Below are 20,760 nucleotides of genomic sequence, written 5' to 3' on the forward strand. Positions count from 1 at the left end.
CTCCCACAGGAGTCGAGCAACTTCCGTTCCAATTAACTTCTAAAAAAAGCGTATAATTTTAATTCTGACTTAAACAACATTCTTTAATACAAAGGATTTTTAGAAAAAACGACAAAAAGCTTTATAAATAACAAATGTGGAACATTTTCCTTTTGATTCAATTTCTTAATAAATAAAAAAACAAGCTAGCTAATGTAGTATTCATTAACTAGCTTGTTTCTTTAATTTTTTCTTGATCTAGATATAAGTGATGTAATTTGTAACATTGTAATTGGTAAAGAAGTTTTTTTATGATATGCAAGAAACTTAGGTGTCCATTTATGTACGTATTTTTCTTTAAAACTTCTTAAACCTTGAAAATGATATAAAAACTGTCCGTATTGATAAATTTGTGATGCTATTTTCTCACTCGTAAATGAATATTTGGATAATCCCACATTTGCTAGTGGAGTCATACCGACATTAAAATAAGTAAAATCTTTATTTTTAGACCACTCAATTAAGTTCACAAACATATAATCCATAATGCCTTTTGGAGCATCTTTCGTATGTCGCATTAAGTCAATCGAAATGGTTTGATCTGTATAACTTGGCATTATTGAAGCAAAAGCTACTAGTTTATTTTCACTGTTCTTAATCAATGCAACTGGTGCTAATTGAATATAATCTTCATAAAAATAGCCAAGAGAGAATCCTTTTTCCTTACGTCCATTAAGCCATTCTGTAGATAGTTGCCTTAATTGCATTAGTAATTCATCAGAAAAAGGTGGTTCTACTAGCTCGAAACGATATTGTTCACGCTCAAATTTATTATAGAGTGCTCGTAGACCTTTGTTACGTTTACCAGAAAGATTGAATGTAGTTGTTTCTGTAAAACCTTCTTCGCCTAGTTTGAAGAAATCAAATCCATTTTCATGTAAATAAGGTAATGAGTTTGAATTGACTTGGTAGAAAACAAGGGTATATCCAAAACGGTCAGCACAATTTAGTAATTCTTCAATAGCTGGATATACGCGAGACGATTCTCCAATCGGATCCCCTAAAATAACTAGCTTATCTGCATATGGTTGGAAAACAAATAATACAGTATCTTCTTGAGCCCAATATACATACTTATCGTGTAAAAATACTAAATGAGATAATTCATTTCCACCGTACTTATTCAGATGTTCTCTAATTTTACCTTCTTCATTTTTTGTACTGATAAATTGAAACTGCTTAATTTTTCCTTTAAAGAATGCTATATAAAATAAAAATAGAGCAGCTGTGAATCCAAGCACAGCACTGACAACAATATCTTGAGAATTTACAAGTACATTAGGTAGATATTTAGCTGGAATTTTTACACTCGATTGAGGAAGATTAAGATATGCTATTAGCAAATAACTTCCTAAAAAGAAAAATAAAATGAAATTATCAACGATCAGTTTACCCCAGGTTAATACAAAGCTTTCTCGATAAAATTGCTTTCTGGAAATAAACAAGATGAAAGCTACGGCTAGAACAAATAATGCTTCTTCATAATCGAGTCCTTTTGAATAAGTTGTAACAGCACCAATCACGAGCATAAATAATGTAATATACCACGCTCGTTTCACCTTATAATCAATGCCACGAGATAGCCCAAGTAGCGTAAAGCCTACGGTGACAGAAAGTAAATGTGAGATATTAATGATCGTTGAAGATAGAATGATCTGTAAAATACTAATCCGTAACAACATACTAGGTACTGCGGCTGACATTAAAAGGATCACACCAGATAGAAAGACTAGAATTGTAATAGCCTTGTGTCCCAAATATGTAGAAATTTGATTTGGTAATTCATTAAATGAATCATTTAAACGATTCCATAATAATTTTAAAACAATAACCAATCCACAAGCAAAAGGAAAGAAGAAATAACTGAAACGATAGATTAGTAATACAAGTAAAGTTGTTTCTTTATCGATTCCAAAGTAAGTAAATCCTAGCAGGAAAAGAAAGTCAAAAGATCCAAGTCCACCTGGAATCATACTAATTAAAGCCGCAACAGATGCGACTAAAAATACAGGAAGTACTTCTATTAAAGAGATATCTACATGTAAGAATAAACAAATAAAATAAATAAATAGAAGAATAAATGTCCATTCTGCAAGTGAAATAATCACTAGGCTAAACATAAATTTCGCTGAAAAATCTTCAGAGAAAAAATTTCGTTTCAAATAAACAACGACGAACATGATTGGGAAGTACACGATTGCAATAATAATGGCAATATACATTGATTTATATTCATTTAAAAAAGATAAGTCAAACATGCCTGTGAATAATAAAAGACTTAATATTGATAAGCCTGAAAGTAAGAAAATCGTGACACTACTTACTGCTTTAATAATTTCAGGTGCTGAACGATCTTTTCGATAAAACATTGTTCGAATTGTCGTCCCAGCAATCCCCCCAAGCCCAATTAAATTTGAAGTTGTATTTGCTAACCAAGCAACAACCATTATTTTACGGAAACTAAAATCTAAATTTAGAAGTCTTACAAGCACAAAATCATATAAAAACATTGGAGAAACAGCTATGATTCCTAATGCAAAGATCATAATGTATTCAAATAATGTAAGTGAATCCATGTAATTAAAAAACATCCTAAAATCAAAGTTTAAAAGTACATTTTTTCCAACAAAAATAAATGCAACTAGTAATATAGAAATAAATAATAGCTTAAATAAACCTACTTTACTTAACTGAATCTTATTCATAAGACACTCCTGAAGTTGTAATCAAAACTAGTTAATAAATTCATCTAATAATAGTATTCCATATTCTTCCACACTATAACAAGGAGAATCTAAATCTTAAACGTTTTTTAAGGATAATTTAATTTTCAAACGTAGGTTTTGTTACATAATATTGGTTAATTTTTTTAACAATTTATTGGATTGTCCGATTTATTATCAGAATGGTATGAAGCCATTCTTTTTTTAGTGTTCAATGAATTTATCCTGGATACGTCCTAAGACTGATTTCTTTATTCATATTAAGTTCATAATGTACTTATATAATATATTCATCAAATGTATACAATGGAATTAAGTAGGTGAGAAACATGAATACAGTTAATGTATTAGTTGTTGATGATGATGATCATATTAGAGAGTTAATTTCTATTTTTTTGAGTGGAGAAGGTTACTCAGTGATAGAAGCAGAAAACGGTGAAAAAGCTTTGACATTGCTTGAGTCTAATCAAATTCAAATCGCGGTGGTAGATGTGATGATGCCAGAGGTAGATGGTTATGAATTCACAAAAGAACTAAAGCGATTTTATGATATTCCAGTGCTAATGGTGACAGCGAAGGGAGAATCTCAAGATAAATTAAAAGGATTCGATCTAGGCGTTGACGATTATGTAGTAAAGCCTTTTGATCCATTAGAATTGGTTGCTAGAGTAAAAGTGCTACTTAGAAGATATCAATTATTAGTCGATAAAAATCTTCATGTTGGCAATCTAACCATCAATCAAATCAAATATGAAATAACTGTAGATGAACATTCTATTATGCTTCCGTTAAAGGAGTTTGAACTTTTATTCAAACTGGCTAGTCAAGGTGGAAGAATTTTTACACGAAATGATTTAATTGAACAAATATGGGGACTTGATTATGAAGGTGATGAGCGAACAGTGGATGTTCATATTAAACGAGTACGCGAACGATTAAGAGAAATCAACGCCACAGTGGAGATTGTAACTGTAAGAGGACTTGGATATAAATTAGAGGAAATGCGTTCATGAAAAGTATTTATACCAAATTAGTTGTCGTTTTTATTTCAGTCATTATCTTAAGCTTAGTCTTAACATTTTTTATCGCTTCGAAATATTTTTTAAAAAATATTATTGCAGAAGTGCAAGGTGATTTGAACGAAGTCGGCGAAAATTTTATTTCAATTTATCAAAATGAAGGTAAAGACGAAATTCAAACTACGTTAAATATTCTTAGCAAAAATTATAGTATTACAATTTATGATCATTCAAATAAAGTGATTGTAAAAAATAATGCACCTAAAAATATTAAAGTGAAGGAAGAAAGCATAAGAAGCGTACTAAATGGTCAATATTTCCCTAAAATTATTAGTGATCCATCAGATAAACATCCTTATGTAGTTGGTATTCCTTTTGAACGAAATAGCGAAAACTATGCATTATTTATTCAACCAAATTTTGAACGTGGTTTCTTTAAAATGCATCGAATTCTCTTTTTCAGTCTTCTTACTACATTAATTATTGGCTCAATTACATTCTTATTTGTTGCAAAATTATTAGCTAAACCAATAAAGGCGTTAACAGTAGCAACAAATGAAGTAGCTAAGGGAAATTATGATGTTAGGGTTGCTGTAAATCGGAAAGATGAAATAGGATTTTTAGCATCACATTTTAATGTTATGACAGAGAAATTAGGTAAGTTAGAAGAAATGAGAAGTGAGTTTGTTTCAAACGTATCACATGAAATTCAATCACCTTTAACTTCGATTAAGGGCTTTGCTAAAGTACTGAAGAATAAGGAATTAGTAGATGAAAAAAGAGAGTATTATATATCTATTATTGAAGAGGAAACTGAACGCTTATCTATATTGAGTGAAAGATTATTAAAATTGGCATCCCTCGATTCTGACCAACATCCATTTGAACCTACAACGTACCATCTAGATGAACAAATCAGAAAAGTAATTGTTGCGTTAGAACCTCATTGGGAAAGAAAAAAGCTTCAGTTAATATTGAATTTACCACAAACAAAAATAGTTGCAGACCGGTTATTACTAGAGCAAGTTTGGATTAATCTTTTACAAAATGCATTTAAATATTCAAATATTGGTGGAATTATTTCAGTAGATATTATTGATCAACCACATGAATGTAGCGTCATTATTAAAGACAACGGAATTGGTATCAGCAAAGAAAACATTGAACGAATATTTGAGCGGTTTTTCCAAGCTGATCAGTCTAGACATAAGCATGGAACAGGATTGGGGTTATCAATTGTACAAAAAATTATTGAAATGCATGAAGCAAAAATAATGGTAAATAGCACGATTGGTGAAGGGACAAGCTTTACAGTGATCCTACCAAAAAGTTAAGAATGTATTAGAAAAGATTAGAATGTTCATATTCTGTTCATAAATGTTTGATAAACTATTCACATGATCAAGTAATAGTTATTGAAAGGGGAAAAATAGATGTTTTCGAGTTTAACGAAATTGAGTTTAAAGAACACAATCGCTGTTATTATATTAAGTGTTCTAGTATTAATAGGTGGAATTTTTTCTGCTCAAAAAATCCAAATTGAAACATTCCCGGATGTTTCATTTCCAGCAGTAGCAGTTCAAGTTGTCTACCCAGGTGCTTCATCTGAAGATATAGAAGAAAAAATTACGAAGCCAATTGAAGAAGGGCTAATGAAGTTAGAAAATTATGATCAGTTAACAAGTTCTTCAAGCGAAAATATGGCATCGATCTTCTTAATTTATCCATTTGGCACTGATATGGATAAGATTGAAAAAGATGTTGATAGTGTAATAAATAAAACAGATTTACCAGAAAAAGCAGAAGCAACGGTTCAACGAATTGCAATTGATTCAACACCAATTTACCAAGTTGCGATTGTAAATAATGGTGATGTGAAGGACTTACAACAATCAATTGAAAAAGATTTACTTCCACAAATTAAAAAAGTAAATGGAGTTAGTGAAGTAAGTTTACAAGGTACAAAAGAAGAAGAAATCCAAATTGTTGTAGATAATAAAAAAGCAGCACAATATGGAATTTCATTAGATACAATTAAAAATGCAATTCAAGGTCAAGATTATGCAATTCCATTAGGTTCAGTAGAGAATGATGGGAAAACTGTTTCCGTTCGAATGAAGGGAAATCTACAATCAGTAAAACAAATTGAAAAAACTGTACTATCAAATGGTGCATCAGCTCAAATGGGTGCACAGGCAAATGGACAAGGCCAGCAGGCTCAACAAGTACAAGCACCGACTCCGAAAAATGTAACGGTTGCCGATATCGCTGATGTAAAAGTAGTTTCAATTCAAGATCAAATTTCACGTTTTAACGGAAAAGAGAGCTATATTTTATCAGTATCTCAAACACAAGATTCAAATACTGCTGAAGTAGCTACAGAAGTTAAAAAAGAAGTAAAAGAATTTAAAAAAGATCATAAGGTAGAAACACATATAATTCTTGATAACGGAAAAGAGATTGAGAAATCTGTTAGTTCTTTAATTAAGGAAGGACTTCTAGGTGCGTTGTTTACAGTTGTCGTAATTCTATTGTTCTTACGTAATATTAGAGCGACATTAATCTCAATTTTATCACTACCAATTTCAATATTTGCTACGATTGCTGTATTAAATTCAATGGGTTATACATTAAACATCATGACATTAGGTGGTCTTGTTGTTGCGATTGGCCGTATTGTTGATGATAGTATCGTTGTTATTGAAAATATTTACAGATGGAGACAAGAAAAAAATAACCAATTTAAGAAAAAAGAATTAGCTTTATTTGCAACAAAAGAAGTTATTGGTGCAGTGGCATCTTCAACATTTGCTACGATCGTTGTATTTTTACCATTAGCATTTGTAAGTGGCATTATCGGAGAATTCTTTAGACCATTTGCAATTTCAGTGGTTGTATCAATTTTAACATCATTACTAGTTGCGATTATTTTAATACCTACATTAGGAGCAAAATTCCTAACAAAGCCATTAAAAGAGCACAAAACAGATACTCGTTTTATGAGAAACTATGAAAAATTATTACGTACTGCATTAAAACGTAAATGGATCGTATTATCATTATCAATCGTATTACTTCTTGGTTCGTTATCAATGATTCCATTTCTTGGCTTTTCATTCTTACCAGGTAGTGTAAATAAAACACTTCAAGTAACGGCTACACTTCCATCTAATAGTACGGTTGAACAATCTGATGAAGTAGCGAAAGAATTAGAGAATTATTTTGCAGATTCAGATTTAATTGATACTGTTCAGGCAACTGTCGGTGGTAAACGTGACTTTATTATGAACATGGATGGTGGCAAAAATAAGGCCGTATTCCAAGTCAACCTGAAAAATGGTAATGATATGGATAAAGTCATCACGAAAATTAATAAAGAAGTTCCAGCAATTGTTGATTCAAAAGTTGATGGTACAACAATTAACGCAAAAGAATTCACGCAAGATGGTCCACCAACTGGAAATAATATTGATGTAAGTTTATATTCTTCAAATTTTGATGAATTAAAAGAAGCTGCTTCAAAAATTGAGAAAGAATTAAACGATGATGATCGTTTGAAAAATGTTTCAAATAATTTAAAAGATGTACAACCTAAATGGGAAATTACATTAAGTGATAAAGCTTTAGATGAAAACATCTCAATGCTTCAAATAATGGGAGCAATTAATGAAAATATTAATGATGTTGAAATCGGTGAATATGACTTAAACGGAGAAACGAATAAACTGTCTGTTGGTTATGAAGAGAAAGCTAGTTCAAAGGCAGATTTAGAAAACATTAAAATTATGACTGCTACAGGTCCTAAAGAAATTAAGGACTATGTGAAGATTTCTCAAAAAGATGCACCTGTTTCAATCAACCATGAAGATGGAAAAATGTATGCATCTATCAGTGCCACTGTGAAAGGAAAAGACACAGCAGCTGTCACAAAAGACGTAACAGATCAATTAAATAAAATAGATATACCAAATAGTGTTGAAATGAAAATTGGTGGCGGGTTAGATATGATTACTGATGGGTTCAGTGATTTAGGTCTAGCAATGATTGTTGCAGTTGGATTAGTATTCTTAATCATGAGTATGACATTTGGTGGATTAAGAACACCATTAGTTATTTTATCATCATTAATATTTGTACCAATGGGTGCCTTCCTAGCATTATTCATCGCTAATCAAACATTATCTATGAGTGCAATGATTGGATTACTGATGTTAATTGGTATAGTTGTAACAAATGCAGTAGTATTACTAGATCGAGTAGAACATAATCGTCGTGAGGGGTTAGAAGTTATTGATGCGTTAATCGAAGCATCAAAAACGAGACTACGTCCGATCCTAATGACAGCATTAGCTACAATTCTTGCTTTAGTACCTATGGCTGTATCTAACTCAACTTCTGGATTAATTTCAAAAGGTCTAGCCATAACTGTAATTGGTGGTTTAACAACATCAACATTCCTAACACTAATCATCATCCCAGTTATTTATCAATTAGTGACTAGAAAAAAGAAAAAAATAGAAGAATAAAAAAGAGGCCCCACTAATTAAGTGGGGCCTTCAGACTACCCGCCAAACGCTCGCTTTCTTCGTTGCTTCGCCTTTCTTCGTTGCTTCGCCTTTCTGCGGTGCTCATTACCGTCAAAGGTAACTCCGCTCCTCATCCGGCTTTACGCCTCGAAAGACAAGCGTTTTCAATCAGTCTGAATCTCTTAGTTTTTATACTTTGTCTATAAAAAAGTAACTTGGTTTTCCACCCGTGTTCTCTATTTTATAGGTTCATATGTAAAATGTAATTCATTGCGATCATTTACAATTACGTTTAGATCATAATCCTTAAAATACCAAAGATCTGTTTCATTAATGAAATAGACTACATCATTAATCGTTACTGATTCACCGATATCTACAGGCTTTTCTTTCGTAACACCTAATGAGTATCCAGTATGAATTGTACTATTTCCTCCATATCGTGCAAAAAAACGAATTGTATTGCCTGCGACTACTTCCATCTCATTTTGGAACCATTGGACCGCATCTTTGCTAATTGTTATTTTCATATTATGTAATCCGACCTTTCTAAGCTTTATAAAAGTATTATAGTATGAATGTGAAAAACTATACAGAAATGTGATTAGGAAGAAAAAGTTATGACATGTATAAGAGAATATCTTTTTCATTCAATATGGTACTATTGAAGAAATATGAAAACAAAGGATTGATTTAAAAGCTAATGAACACTTTTACAAGTAATGTAATCGAGGTAATACGTAGAATTCCAAAAGGCAAAGTCATGACATATGGTCAGATTGCAAAACATGCTGGTAGTCCAAGAGGTGCAAGGCAAGTGGTAAGAATCTTACACTCAATGAGTCAGAAATACAATCTTCCATGGCATCGAGTCGTTAATTCTAAAGGGGAAATAGGAATTAAAGACGAAGAGGGATTTTTACAACAAAAAAATGCATTAGAAGAAGAAGGCATAACATTTATTAGGGACCGTAAAATTGATCTTAACATGTTTCAATATGAACCGATTCCAGTCTTAGAAAAAGCTGATGTCGATTTAATTTAAACTCAAAATACCTTATGGGATTTTGAGTTTTTTCGTTCATTATACATATTTTGAAACATTGTTACGTAAGATGAATTGTTCATCCTTCATTAATATATAGATAGTCAATAGTATAACTTTACAAATAGAACATTGTTTTGTTATACTCGTCGTAGGAGGAGTGTCATATGAGTGAAGAATTAATTTCAAAGAAAGATTTACTACAACTTACAGGCATATCGTACGGACAACTTTATCGTTGGAAAAGAAAAAATATTATTCCTGAAGATTGGTTTATGAAAAAATCAAGTTTTACAGGGCAAGAAACCTTTTTTCCAAAAGGAAAGATACTAGAGCGGATTGAAAGAATTATGGAATTAAAAGATGATCAATCATTGGATGATATTGCTAGAGCCTTCTCTATTAATAAAGAAAAAATAGGGGATTTTCAAAATGTTGCACTATCTTTAGATAAAATTCCTAAACAAGTATTACAAATTTATCAATCATTATTCCCTAATTCAAAATTAGAGCAATTAAATACAGTTCAATTATGTTCATTATTATTTGTGAATGACTGGTTATTAAAAGGGAGTATCACAATTGAAGAAGTAAGACAATTTTTACTTCTAGTTGAGACTCATAAAGCACAAATAAAATTGGAAGATACGGTTATTATATATATTCGAAAATTTGGTGTAGGGACATGGGTCATCGGAAAACAAAATGAAACTTTTGTCGATCAAAAAGATGCGATATTAATTCATGTTGAGCTTGTTCATTATCTAAATAATTTTAAATAACAACGATGATAGGAGGAGAACGAATGGTTAACGTACAACCAAGACAAGATGCGTATGTAAGTGGTTCGGGTACAATTTCGGCTGGTAAATATGACGATGTGAGGGTCAGTGGTAGTGGACGCATCTTAGGTGACATCCAATGTGTTAAAGTAAAAGTTAGCGGTTCTGCTAAATTTAATGGGAAAATAGAGAGCGAATTTTTGAATTGTAGTGGTAGCGCAAAATGTTTAAGTGATGTTGAAGTGCAAAAATTAAATGTGAGCGGATCATTATCGATAGATGGAAAAGTTACTGGTGGGGACGTACATGTAAGTGGTAGCTTTAAGACAAAAAATGATTTAAATGTAGATAGTGTTAATATCTCTGGTTCTATGAGAACAATCGGAATGGTAAAAGCTGAAGTTATTTCAGTTAAAGGATCTCTTTCGGCAGAAAAAGGGGCAGAATGTGAAGCATTTACAGCAAAAGGACATATCTCTATGAACGGATTACTGAATGCAGAAAATGTGAAAATCACTCATAGTGGATTTAGTTATGGATATAGTTATGTTCCAGAAATCGGTGGCGAAACGATTGAGATTAGTCGCTTTGATGATAGCAACATCTTTACGCGTGTATTTACGAGAGTATTTAATGCGCGTACTAATTTTCGTTCAGATGTAATTGAAGGTAGCGCAATCAAAATTGATTATACTACTTCAAGTGTGGTAAGAGGAGATGCAGTAACAATCGGCCCAAAATGTAAAATTGATCTTGTTGAATATACTGAAGATGTGCAAATTCATCCTTCTGCAAAAGTGAAGGAAGTTAAAAAAATTGAACAGTAATACGAATGATCAGGAAACAAAGCAACTTGTTGGAAGGTAGGTAGCCTTTTTATAAGTTGCTCTTTTTTTAGATTTCCCATGTTATCTGATGCAAATTCGTAAAAAGTATAAATATTTCAAGCAAACGAAAGCATAGTTCTTTGCACAAAATCATTTTATAAGTTTAGTAGTGGATATACTTGATATCAATTATATAAGAAAAAGATGCTTTTTAAATTAAGTATGTTGAAGAATCTTATCTAGAGTGTTAAGATTAAGGAATAATGCAAACGATTGCAAGGATTAATGCGGAATTTTCCATTCAACATTTGAAATAGACCAAAAATGTAAACGCTTTTAAAATGGGAGGAGAAATAAATATGACGAAACAGAATTGGTGGAAGGAAGCTGTAGCATATCAAATCTATCCACGTAGCTTCATGGACTCAAATGGTGACGGAATTGGTGATCTAAGAGGTGTCATTTCCAAGTTAGATTATATAAAAGAGCTAGGGATTGATGTTATTTGGATTTGTCCATTTTACAAATCACCTAATGATGATAATGGTTATGATATTTCTGATTATCAAGATATCATGGAAGAGTTTGGTACAATGGCAGATTTCGATGATCTTTTGTCAGCTGTACATGAAAGAGGAATGAAGTTAATTTTAGACTTAGTCGTTAATCACACAAGTGACGAACATCCTTGGTTCCTAGAATCGAAAAAGTCGAAGGATAATCCTTACCGCGATTTCTATATTTGGAGAGAGGGAACAGAAGAAGGAGAAGAACCAAATAATTGGGAGAGTATTTTTGGTGGTTCAGCATGGGAGTATGATGAAGCAACGAAGGAATACTTTTTACATCTTTTTTCAAAGAGACAGCCTGACTTAAATTGGGAAAACAAAGAAGTTCGTCAAAAAGTGTACGATATGATTAATTGGTGGTTAGATAAAGGGATCGATGGTTTCCGTGTTGATGCGATTAGTCATATTAAAAAAAGAGCTGGGTTCCCAAATATGCCAAATCCAGAAAATGAAAAGTATGTAACTTGCTTTGATATGCATATGAATCAAGAAGGAATTCATGAGTATTTAGAAGAGTTAAAACAGGAGACATTTGCTAAATATGACATCATGACTGTTGGCGAAGCAAATGGCGTAAAAATTGAAGAAGCTGATTTATGGGTTGGAGAGGAAAATGGAAAATTCAATATGATTTTCCAATTCGAAAGTATGGACCTATGGAGAAAAACAGATGATTCGGCTACATCTATTCCCGATTTAAAGGAAGTATTAACAAAATGGCAAAATGGATTAGAAGGACACGGTTGGAATGCTTTATTTATTGAAAATCATGATATTCCAAGAGCTGTAAGTACTTTAGGAAATGATGAAGAAGCACATTGGGAAAAATCTGCAAAAGCAATCGGGACAATGTATTTCTTTATGAAGGGTACGCCATTTATTTATCAGGGACAAGAAATCGGAATGACAAATGTCCACTTCCAATCAATAGATGAATATAATGATGTGAATGCGAAAAATATGTATCAGTTAATGAAAGAAAATGGTTCGACTGATCAAGAAATTTTAAACATTCTATGGAAAAATGGTAGAGACAATGCTCGAACACCAATGCATTGGAATGCGGAAGAACATGCAGGATTTACAAATGGGAAACCATGGATTAAAACAAATGAAAACTACAAAACACTTAATGTAGCTGCACAAGAAAATGATGAAAACTCAATCCTATCATATTACAAAAAGATGATTAACTTACGTAAACAACATAAAGCTTTAGTATATGCACCTTATGAATTGTTAGATGTTGCAAGTGAGCCGGTATATGCATACACGCGTAAGAATGAAAATGAAACGTTCTTAATCATTAGTAACCTTTCAACTGAGAAGCAAGCTTTTGAAATCCCTGCTGAATTGTTGAAAATGAATGCTGAATTATGTTTATCAAATGGTCATTTAATGGAAGATACTTTAAGTGAGAAGATGGAATTTAGTCCATTTGAAGCAAGAGTATACCGATTATCATAAAGTTTGAGAAAACCTGTCCTTTATGGGCAGGCTTTCTTTTTTTTTGAGATAATTTGGCAAAATCTTACAGATTACATTATTTTTACAAGATTTTCGACAATTTGTAACATTCTTGTAATGGTTTTCTAAAAAGTATTTTGATAGACTTACATTATTAAAGGGAAGGGGAGACACCAATGAATAGGCAACTTGTAATCGCTTTAGTATGTATAATTAGCATGATCTTCTTTACAAAGGAATCTCAGGCAGCAACTACGAATGAGTTAAAAAAAGGGATGACTGGAAAAGCAGTTATGCAATTACAAATCAAACTAAAGGAACAACGCTATTACACTGGTAACCCTACGGAATACTTCGGAAGTGATGTTGAAACAGCACTTAAAAAATATCAAACTACTAAGAAGTTAAAAGTTACGGGCGTGTTTAATGACCAAACTTCAATGATGTTATTTGGTAAGAGTGTTGCAGCATTCATCAAACAATACCCAAACAGTAAAACTACAACAGCAGCATATGACCCATATTCTAAGAAAGAACAAGTAACGACGATCGCAAAACAATACACGGGTGTACCGTATAAATTTGGTGGAACAACTACTAAAGGTTTTGACTGCTCTGGATATGTTGGTTATGTTTATAATAAAGTAGGAACAACATTACCTCGTACAGCGGCTTCTATGTATACTGCTAGTTCGATTGTAAAAAAACCAGTTCCTGGAGATTTAGTATTCTTTAAAAATACATATAAAAAAGGTATTAGCCACGTTGGAATATTTATGGGAGATAATAACTTTATCTCAGCAACTTCAAGTAAGGGTGTTGCAGTAGTTAGTCTTTCGAATTCATATTGGAAAGACAAATTTGCAGGATCTGGCAGCGTAATTAATTAATAAAATCATAAAAAAGTAATCTATCTTTCTAACAGAAAGATAGATTTTTTTTTGATTTTAAATTAAACTACTAATATGTTTCTGTTTAAAAAGTATTGTGAGAAACAAAAATCTCCTAAAAATTCACATTCAAGATACTAGTACATCCATCTAGTACAATACATACTAGGTATTTATAAATCCCCATTTACATTCTTTAATTCTATAAAGATACTTAGATTGACGTAGAAGGGTTTGGTAACGATGAACCTCATTTACTTCTGTTTTTTCATTTTAGGTCTTGTGTTCGGTTCATTTTTTAATGTAGTTGGGTTACGAGTACCTTTAAAGAAATCAATTTTTTGGCCTCGTTCAGCTTGTTCTAATTGCGGACATACTTTACATTCAATAGAGTTAATTCCTATTTTTTCTTATGTTTTACAAAAAGGCAAATGTCGTAATTGCGGAGCGCATATTTCAATTTTATATCCTTTAATTGAATTGTTGACGGGATGTTTATTTGTATTTGCTCTGTACCAAATTGGATTTGAAATGGAGTTACTGATAGCACTGACGTTTATATCTTTGCTTGTAATTATTATTGTTTCGGATCTAGCATATATGTTAATTCCTGACCGAATCTTATTGTTATTTCTATCAATATTTATTATTGAACGTTTTTTTATTCCATTAGAATCATGGTGGAACAGTATGATAGGAGCAGTAGGGGCATTTACAGTGCTATTTTTAATTGCGCTCGTTAGCAATGGTGGAATGGGTGGGGGAGATATTAAACTATTTGGAGTACTTGGTTTCGCATTAGGATGGAAATTGATTTTGATTACTTTTATGATTGCCTGTTTTACGGGTACTATCTTTGGTTTGATTTTAATGAAAGCCGGTAGAGTACAAAAACGTAATCCGATCCCCTTTGGTCCATTTATTGGATTGGGTGGATTGGTAAGTTACTTTTATGGAAATGAACTTTTACGCGTATATTTATCAATTTTAAGTTAAGAAGAGCCTTCCTAGTTTTCAATTCGATAAACAAATCAAAAGTGAACCACTCCATTGGAGATTCAAGATTGTGGGGAATAATAAAAAGGGGTACCCAACGGGTAGCCCTTTACTTATGTTATGATAATAATTTTTGTTCAACACTTTCAATAACTGAACTCCATAGCGCTTTGTTTTCTACGAAGGTTTCACGGATTGTTTTTAAAACTGCCGTTTGTTTTTCTTGGAAATTAGGATCATCTTTAGCTGGGAAATCTTTTTTCATTTCAGAAACAAGCCCTTCAACTTGCTCAGATCGAGGTCCCCATACTTTTACTTCATTTCCTTCTGAATCCATAAAAATGAAAATTGGAATAGAACGTGATTTACCGTTTGTTAAGTATTGATCCATTAGCTCTAGGTTTTCATCACGAATTAAGAAGCGAGTATCTATGTTTGCAATTTCCGCCATTTTTTGAATGACTGGTACATTTAAAAGTGCATCTCCACACCAATCTGCTGTGAGTGCAACCACTTTCCAATTTTTATCTTTAAGAGAAGAAAGTTTTTGTACTGTATCTTCCGGAATAGAAACTTCATTATAAATATATTGAAGCTGTTCCTTATTTACACTCATTGAATCAACATATTCTCCAAACGTCATACCTTTATCAAACCATGAATTTAATGACATATATGCATTCTCCTTTTCCATTGATATATAGTATTATAACTCATTCGTTCAAAGAAGGAATGTTTTAAGACTTGCAGAATTATTATAATGTATATCAAATAAATACAGTTTAATAGGAGGTTCATGATGAGCACGTCGATTGAAGTGAATCAAAAACGAAAGCGCTTTCCGAAATGGCTGAAAATTACCTCAACAATCATCATCGTATTGATTTTACTAATAACCGGATCCGGTTTTTATTTAACTAAAAAGGCTTTGCCTGAAATTAAAGGGAATTTAGAAGTTGGTTTGTTAGAACATAACGTGTCTGTCACTCGCGACACAAAAGGCGTACCCCATATTCAAGCTAAAACTCTACATGATTTATATGTTGCTCAAGGTTTTGTAACTGCTCAAGACCGCTTGTTTCAAATGGATTTAAGCAGACGACAAGCCTCGGGTCAATTAAGTGAAGTAATAGGAGATGCGACAGTTGATCGTGATTCATATTTCCGAACTTTAGGCTTACGCAGAGCGGCTGAAGCTTCATATAGTAAATATTCGAATGAAGCCCAAAACGTACTTAATTGGTATGCAGAAGGTGTTAATGAATATATTAAATACGCAACAAAAGAAGGGAAATTACCTGTTGAGTTTAAAATTTTGCAGTATAAACCGACTGAATGGTCAGCCATTGATTCACTAGCAATTGGGAAGTATATGGCTTTTGATTTAGGAGGTCACTGGAATGAACAAGCATTTCGTTACTATGCAATGAATAAATTTCCAAAAGAGAAAGCATTAGAGCTGTTTCCAGCAGATAATGACTTAGATCCATATATTATTCCAAGTGGCACTTCTAAAATTGATGTAGAGGAAAGCTTTGCTAGTGCGATAATTCCACCTACTTGGAATGGAAGTAATGACTGGGTTGTCAGTGGTTCGAAAACAAAATCTGGTAAACCACTTTTAGCAGATGATCCCCATTTAGGATTAGCGACACCAGCAATTTGGTATGAAACGCATTTACAATCAATGGATATGAATGTCAAAGGAGTAATATTTGCCGGTGTGCCTGGTATTATTGTAGGCCACAATGATCATGTTGCCTGGGGTGTGACGAATGTAGGTCCTGATGTACAGGATTTGTATATTGAGAAACGAAATCCAAATAAACCTGACGAATTTTTATATGATGGTAAGTGGGAAAAAGCAACTGTTGTGAATGAGACGATTAAAATTAAAGATAAAAAAAGTAAAGTATTACCGGTTATGATTACAAGACATGGTCCAGTTATTTCAGAGTTTGCTAGTGAAGCAGGAAAGGATACGGTATTCTCTTTACAATGGACAGCCTTACAACCTACTAGAGAATTAGAAGGTGTACTTAAATTTAATGTCGCGAAGGATTGGGATACTTTTAAAGAAGGTTTAGCCTTATTTGAGGCACCTGCTCAAAATTTTGTATTTGCTTCTGATGATGGAACAATTGCCTATCGAGCAAATGGAAATATTCCAATTCGTAAAAAAGGTGATGGTTTAATGCCGGTACCAGGTTGGACAAGTGACTATGGCTGGAAAGGCTTTATACCTTATGAGGAATTACCGACTTTAATTAATCCAGAAGAAGGGTTTATTTCAACAGCAAATAATAAAGTTGTCGATGATTCATATCCATATCACATTTCTCATTCTTGGGCACAGCCATACCGCCAATTAAGAATAAGAGAAGTATTAAGTCAAAGTGATAAATTAACGATAAAGGATATGCAAAACCTTCAAATGGATGAAATGAATTTACAGGCAAAAGAACATATGCCGAAATTTATCCAATCTATTACCAAGCAAAACAAAGAATTAACATCAATTGAAAAATCAGCTTTAGACGAACTTGAGAAATGGAATTTTGTAGATGACAAAAATCAGGCATCACCACTTATATTCCAAAGATGGATGGCAGAAATTAATAAAGCACTATTTGATAAACAAATTTCTAAAGATATGATGGATTTATTCGGTGACCGTAAAGTGATTATAGATCAATTATTACGTAATAGTCTAAGTGGAAAGAAAGTTATTTGGATTGATGAAAAAGGTGGAATTGATCAATTATTACTAGATACGTATCAGAAAACGATTAAAAATATTAGCAAGTCTGATGGCGATGATGTAGCAAAATGGAGTTGGGGAGACCACCACAAGGTAGCATTTACTCATCCTTTATCTAGTATTAAAGTACTGAGCTATTTTTTTAATGCAAAAGATCCAATTCCGGTAGGTGGTAGTTCAACAACAGTCAAAGCTGCTGGATATGACGAAGATGGAATTGTCGATCATGGCGCATCTTGGAGAACTGTTGTAGATTTCTCAGATTTAAGTAAATCAGTTAATATTGTTGGTCCAGGTCAATCAGGCAATATTGGTAGCAAATGGTACAGCGACCAAATGGAAGACTGGGCGAATGGGAACTATCACACGACTGTTAGTAAAAATGTAAAAGGGATTAAAGAAATATTGAAGGCAGGAAAATAGAAAGAAGAAAAAAGGATAAAGGTAAGAGGAGATACTCTTTTGCTTTATTCTTTTTTCTTTGTGGTACTAATTAAGAATTCATTAGATGATTACAACTCCGAAAGGATCAACCTATATTAGGTTGAGTTGAAGTCTATGTGGATATGAAGACTAATATAAAAGGTGGATATGGGTATAAAGATTGAAATACTGTAATGTGAATGGAATAATTTAACATTTCATTGACAATATTCTTAATATTCCATTAACATTAGTGTGTTATTTTAAATAAGCACACACTAAAAGGGAGTGAAATGAATGATTCGCAAAAAATTATCTGTTTTAGCATTACTGATTATGATTTTATCTCCAGTTTATTATTATGTTACGCCACTTGTTTCTGCTGAAAATTCAAGTGATCCTGCTCCACAGCTACAGCCTATTGGAACTGCAAATGGTAAAAAGATTTTATTCGATAATACTCATGGCCAAACAGCTGGCGCAGCAGATTGGGTTTTAGATGGTGGTTTCTCTGATTTTGCAAACGCTTTAGCAAATAAAGGCTACTATGCAAAAGAGTTAAGAAAAAATAGTCCAATTACATATGAAGATTTACAAGGCTACAATGTGTTTATCATAGGAGAAGCAAATATACCTTACAAAACTTCTGAGCAAGCTGCCATGATTCAATATGTTCAAAATGGTGGTAGTATCTTTTTTATTGGCGATCATTACAATGCAGATCGTAATAAAAACCGTTGGGACGCTTCTGAGGTATTTAATGGTTACCGTAGGGGAGCATACTCAAATCCAACTAAAGGAATGGGAACAGAGGAAGCAATTTCTGCAGCGATGCAAGGAGTTACAGGTTCGGATTGGTTATCTGATAACTTTGGGATTAGATTCCGTTATAATGCGATTGGAGATGTAACAGCTAATGATATAGTAGCACCAAGCCAAGCTTTTGGTATTACGACTGGTGTATCTACAGTTGCAATGCATGCTGGTTCAACATTAGCAATTACAAATCCAAACAAGGCAAAAGGGATCGTGTATCTTCCAACAACATCTGCAGCTTGGGGAAATGCAGTTGACCAAGGTGTTTATAATGGTGGAGGCAGAGCTGAAGGTCCTTATGCGGCGGTTTCAAAGCTTGGTTTAGGAAAGGCAGCATTTATTGGTGACTCTTCACCAGTAGAAGATGCAACTCCTAAATATTTACGAGAAGAAACTGGAACAAGTAAAACAACATATGATGGGTTTAAAGAGCAAAATGATGGTACTTTGCTTGTAAACATCATTGATTGGTTATCAAAGCAAGAAAGCTATACTGCATTATCTCAGGTTAGCGGATTACAACTTGATCAGGCTACTTCTTTATTAGCGATCGAAACTCCGCAAACATCAACTGAACCAGAAGCAGAGCCATGGGCTGCACCTGCTGCAGGTTATAAATGGTATGATTCAACAACATTTAAGTCTGGTTCATACGGATACGGCGCAGGCGGACCAGTTCAACCTGCAACATTAAATGAGAGTTTTGAGTCAGGTACAAAAACAGCCTATACTTCTGGTAATGTAACACTTTCAAGCGGTTCATGGTACTTTGATAATGCCTTAATCGGAGATCTATCTGGGGATAAGAAAAATGGTACAAAGTCTGCACGTGTTCGTTCAGCAGGTGCTTTAACTATGAACTTCAATGTAAATGGGGCAACTAGCGTGAAAGTTACACACGCAAATTTCAGTACTGACAGCGGAGCAAATTGGCAACTTCAAATGTCTACAAATAGTGGTTCTACATGGACAAATGTTGGAAGTGTAAATACTAGTACGGCTACTTTAGCAACTAAAACATTTACTCTTACTCAAACAGCTCCTGTTAGATTCAGAATTGTCGTTTCAGGTACGTCTGGTCAGAGAATTAATTTCGATGATATTGTCATCAGTAATTAATTACTGAGCTCTATAAAACCACAAGTTAATGACTTCGGAATATAACCGAAGTCATTTTTTTCATTACAAATGAAGAAATGTTGAATTAGAATAAACGTGACCAATATTATACTTTTTGACCATATATTTTGGCGAGGTGAAGGGATGAAATTAAGAGCCGCAAAGCTAACAGATGCACCAGGGATTGCAAAAGTACATGTTGATAGTTGGAGAACAACTTATAAAAACATCATCTCAAATGAATTTTTGCAGAAGTTGTCTTATGAACAAAGAGCGAATTCTTGGTTTCAGAACTTATCTAATCCAAATAACTATGTTTTTGTTGTAGAGAATAATGAAGGTGATATTGTTGGTTTTGCAGATTGTGGAAAAAGAACAAGTAATCAAATAGACGAATCAGGTGATATAACATCTATTTATATATTAGAAGAATATCAAGGGCAGGGTATTGGAAAGCAATTAATGCACCAATTGTTTATTCAATGTCATAAACTCGGTTTTAATCGAGTTTTTGTAGCGGTTTTAGAAGACAATAATACTCGTTATTTTTATGAATATTACGGTGCAAAATTACGAAAGACAGAAAAGATAAAAATTGGTGGTACTGATTTGAACTTGTTAGGATATGAATGGGATTGTATTACCAAAGCATTAAACATGTTTTAAAGTATAGTTTTTGGGGCTTATGGAGTACCCTGCTTTTTAAATGAAGTTACTTTTACCTTACGCCCTACCCCAAGCTCTTATACTAGTAATTA

Annotated in this window: 15 protein-coding genes; 12 read left to right on the forward strand and 3 right to left on the reverse strand. The window is 33.0% G+C overall.

Going from position 1 to position 20,760, the window contains the following annotated elements:
- Positions 1-221 precede the first annotated feature (221 nt).
- Positions 222-2,744 (reverse strand): bifunctional lysylphosphatidylglycerol flippase/synthetase MprF, encoded by a 2,523-nt coding sequence (mprF, locus tag ABID96_RS04015; RefSeq protein WP_192600925.1) that lies wholly within the window; start codon positions 2,742-2,744, stop codon positions 222-224.
- Between the two features lie 347 nt (positions 2,745-3,091).
- On the opposite strand from mprF, the gene ABID96_RS04020 reads away from it, so the two are divergent.
- The 3 genes from ABID96_RS04020 to ABID96_RS04030 all read left to right on the forward strand — a co-directional run bounded on the left by ABID96_RS04020 (position 3,092) and on the right by ABID96_RS04030 (position 8,307).
- Positions 3,092-3,775: a response regulator transcription factor gene (locus ABID96_RS04020; RefSeq protein WP_192600926.1), complete on the forward strand. Its 684-nt coding sequence runs from the start codon at positions 3,092-3,094 to the stop codon at positions 3,773-3,775.
- Positions 3,772-5,115, forward strand: a complete 1,344-nt coding sequence (locus ABID96_RS04025) for a sensor histidine kinase (RefSeq protein WP_192600927.1) — start codon at positions 3,772-3,774, stop codon at positions 5,113-5,115. Before ABID96_RS04020 ends, ABID96_RS04025 begins: the two co-directional genes overlap by 4 nt.
- A 99-nt stretch (positions 5,116-5,214) precedes the next feature.
- Positions 5,215-8,307 (forward strand): efflux RND transporter permease subunit, encoded by a 3,093-nt coding sequence (locus ABID96_RS04030; RefSeq protein ID WP_192600928.1) that lies wholly within the window; start codon positions 5,215-5,217, stop codon positions 8,305-8,307.
- A 236-nt stretch (positions 8,308-8,543) separates the two neighbouring features.
- On the opposite strand, the gene ABID96_RS04035 is transcribed toward ABID96_RS04030, so the two are convergent.
- Positions 8,544-8,837: a HesB/YadR/YfhF family protein gene (locus tag ABID96_RS04035; RefSeq protein WP_192600929.1), complete on the reverse strand. Its 294-nt coding sequence runs from the start codon at positions 8,835-8,837 to the stop codon at positions 8,544-8,546.
- Between the two features lie 173 nt (positions 8,838-9,010).
- On the opposite strand from ABID96_RS04035, the gene ABID96_RS04040 reads away from it, so the two are divergent.
- From ABID96_RS04040 to ABID96_RS04065, 6 genes are all read left to right on the forward strand, one after another.
- Positions 9,011-9,352: an MGMT family protein gene (locus tag ABID96_RS04040; protein WP_192600930.1), complete on the forward strand. Its 342-nt coding sequence runs from the start codon at positions 9,011-9,013 to the stop codon at positions 9,350-9,352.
- Positions 9,353-9,519: 167 nt separating this feature from the next.
- Complete coding sequence (locus ABID96_RS04045) at positions 9,520-10,134, forward strand: DUF4004 family protein (protein ID WP_192600931.1); 615 nt, start codon at positions 9,520-9,522, stop codon at positions 10,132-10,134.
- A gap of 23 nt (positions 10,135-10,157) precedes the next feature.
- On the forward strand, positions 10,158-10,961 hold the full coding sequence (locus ABID96_RS04050; RefSeq protein ID WP_192600932.1) for a polymer-forming cytoskeletal protein: 804 nt from the start codon (positions 10,158-10,160) through the stop codon (positions 10,959-10,961).
- A 359-nt stretch (positions 10,962-11,320) separates the two neighbouring features.
- On the forward strand, positions 11,321-12,997 hold the full coding sequence (locus ABID96_RS04055) for a glycoside hydrolase family 13 protein (protein ID WP_192600933.1): 1,677 nt from the start codon (positions 11,321-11,323) through the stop codon (positions 12,995-12,997).
- A 176-nt stretch (positions 12,998-13,173) separates the two neighbouring features.
- On the forward strand, positions 13,174-13,887 hold the full coding sequence (locus tag ABID96_RS04060) for a C40 family peptidase (RefSeq protein ID WP_192600934.1): 714 nt from the start codon (positions 13,174-13,176) through the stop codon (positions 13,885-13,887).
- 243 nt (positions 13,888-14,130) lie between these two features.
- Positions 14,131-14,883, forward strand: a complete 753-nt coding sequence (locus ABID96_RS04065) for a prepilin peptidase (RefSeq protein WP_192600935.1) — start codon at positions 14,131-14,133, stop codon at positions 14,881-14,883.
- Positions 14,884-15,001: 118 nt separating this feature from the next.
- Here ABID96_RS04065 and ABID96_RS04070 read toward each other — a convergent pair whose 3' ends face one another.
- Positions 15,002-15,556, reverse strand: a complete 555-nt coding sequence (locus tag ABID96_RS04070; RefSeq protein ID WP_192600936.1) for a thioredoxin family protein — start codon at positions 15,554-15,556, stop codon at positions 15,002-15,004.
- Between the two features lie 126 nt (positions 15,557-15,682).
- Here ABID96_RS04070 and ABID96_RS04075 point away from each other — a divergent pair, with 126 nt between their 5' ends.
- The 3 genes from ABID96_RS04075 (at position 15,683) to ABID96_RS04085 (ending at position 20,668) form a co-directional block, all read left to right on the forward strand.
- Positions 15,683-18,067 carry a penicillin acylase family protein gene (locus ABID96_RS04075; RefSeq protein ID WP_192600937.1) on the forward strand — a complete coding sequence of 795 codons (2,385 nt, stop codon included), beginning with the start codon at positions 15,683-15,685 and terminating at the stop codon, positions 18,065-18,067.
- Between the two features lie 297 nt (positions 18,068-18,364).
- A complete protein-coding gene (locus ABID96_RS04080) occupies positions 18,365-20,002 on the forward strand; it encodes an Ig domain protein group 2 domain protein (RefSeq protein ID WP_192600938.1) in 1,638 nt (545 codons plus the stop codon).
- Between the two features lie 144 nt (positions 20,003-20,146).
- Positions 20,147-20,668: a GNAT family N-acetyltransferase gene (locus ABID96_RS04085; protein WP_192600939.1), complete on the forward strand. Its 522-nt coding sequence runs from the start codon at positions 20,147-20,149 to the stop codon at positions 20,666-20,668.
- The last annotated feature ends 92 nt before the right edge of the window (positions 20,669-20,760 follow it).

The sequence above is a fragment of the Gottfriedia sp. OAE603 genome (genome assembly GCF_040543965.1).
Lineage (GTDB): Bacteria > Bacillota > Bacilli > Bacillales > Bacillaceae_G > Gottfriedia > Gottfriedia solisilvae.

Excerpts from the sequence above, each read along its gene's own strand:
- mprF (WP_192600925.1), bottom strand. The coding sequence starts at position 2,744 with ATGAATAAGATTCAGTTAAGTAAAGTAGGTTTATTTAAGCTATTATTT.
- ABID96_RS04020 (WP_192600926.1), top strand. The coding sequence starts at position 3,092 with ATGAATACAGTTAATGTATTAGTTGTTGATGATGATGATCATATTAGA.
- ABID96_RS04025 (WP_192600927.1), top strand. The coding sequence starts at position 3,772 with ATGAAAAGTATTTATACCAAATTAGTTGTCGTTTTTATTTCAGTCATT.
- ABID96_RS04030 (WP_192600928.1), top strand. The coding sequence starts at position 5,215 with ATGTTTTCGAGTTTAACGAAATTGAGTTTAAAGAACACAATCGCTGTT.
- ABID96_RS04035 (WP_192600929.1), bottom strand. The coding sequence starts at position 8,837 with ATGAAAATAACAATTAGCAAAGATGCGGTCCAATGGTTCCAAAATGAG.
- ABID96_RS04040 (WP_192600930.1), top strand. The coding sequence starts at position 9,011 with ATGAACACTTTTACAAGTAATGTAATCGAGGTAATACGTAGAATTCCA.
- ABID96_RS04045 (WP_192600931.1), top strand. The coding sequence starts at position 9,520 with ATGAGTGAAGAATTAATTTCAAAGAAAGATTTACTACAACTTACAGGC.
- ABID96_RS04050 (WP_192600932.1), top strand. The coding sequence starts at position 10,158 with ATGGTTAACGTACAACCAAGACAAGATGCGTATGTAAGTGGTTCGGGT.
- ABID96_RS04055 (WP_192600933.1), top strand. The coding sequence starts at position 11,321 with ATGACGAAACAGAATTGGTGGAAGGAAGCTGTAGCATATCAAATCTAT.
- ABID96_RS04060 (WP_192600934.1), top strand. The coding sequence starts at position 13,174 with ATGAATAGGCAACTTGTAATCGCTTTAGTATGTATAATTAGCATGATC.
- ABID96_RS04065 (WP_192600935.1), top strand. The coding sequence starts at position 14,131 with ATGAACCTCATTTACTTCTGTTTTTTCATTTTAGGTCTTGTGTTCGGT.
- ABID96_RS04070 (WP_192600936.1), bottom strand. The coding sequence starts at position 15,556 with ATGTCATTAAATTCATGGTTTGATAAAGGTATGACGTTTGGAGAATAT.
- ABID96_RS04075 (WP_192600937.1), top strand. The coding sequence starts at position 15,683 with ATGAGCACGTCGATTGAAGTGAATCAAAAACGAAAGCGCTTTCCGAAA.
- ABID96_RS04080 (WP_192600938.1), top strand. The coding sequence starts at position 18,365 with ATGATTCGCAAAAAATTATCTGTTTTAGCATTACTGATTATGATTTTA.
- ABID96_RS04085 (WP_192600939.1), top strand. The coding sequence starts at position 20,147 with ATGAAATTAAGAGCCGCAAAGCTAACAGATGCACCAGGGATTGCAAAA.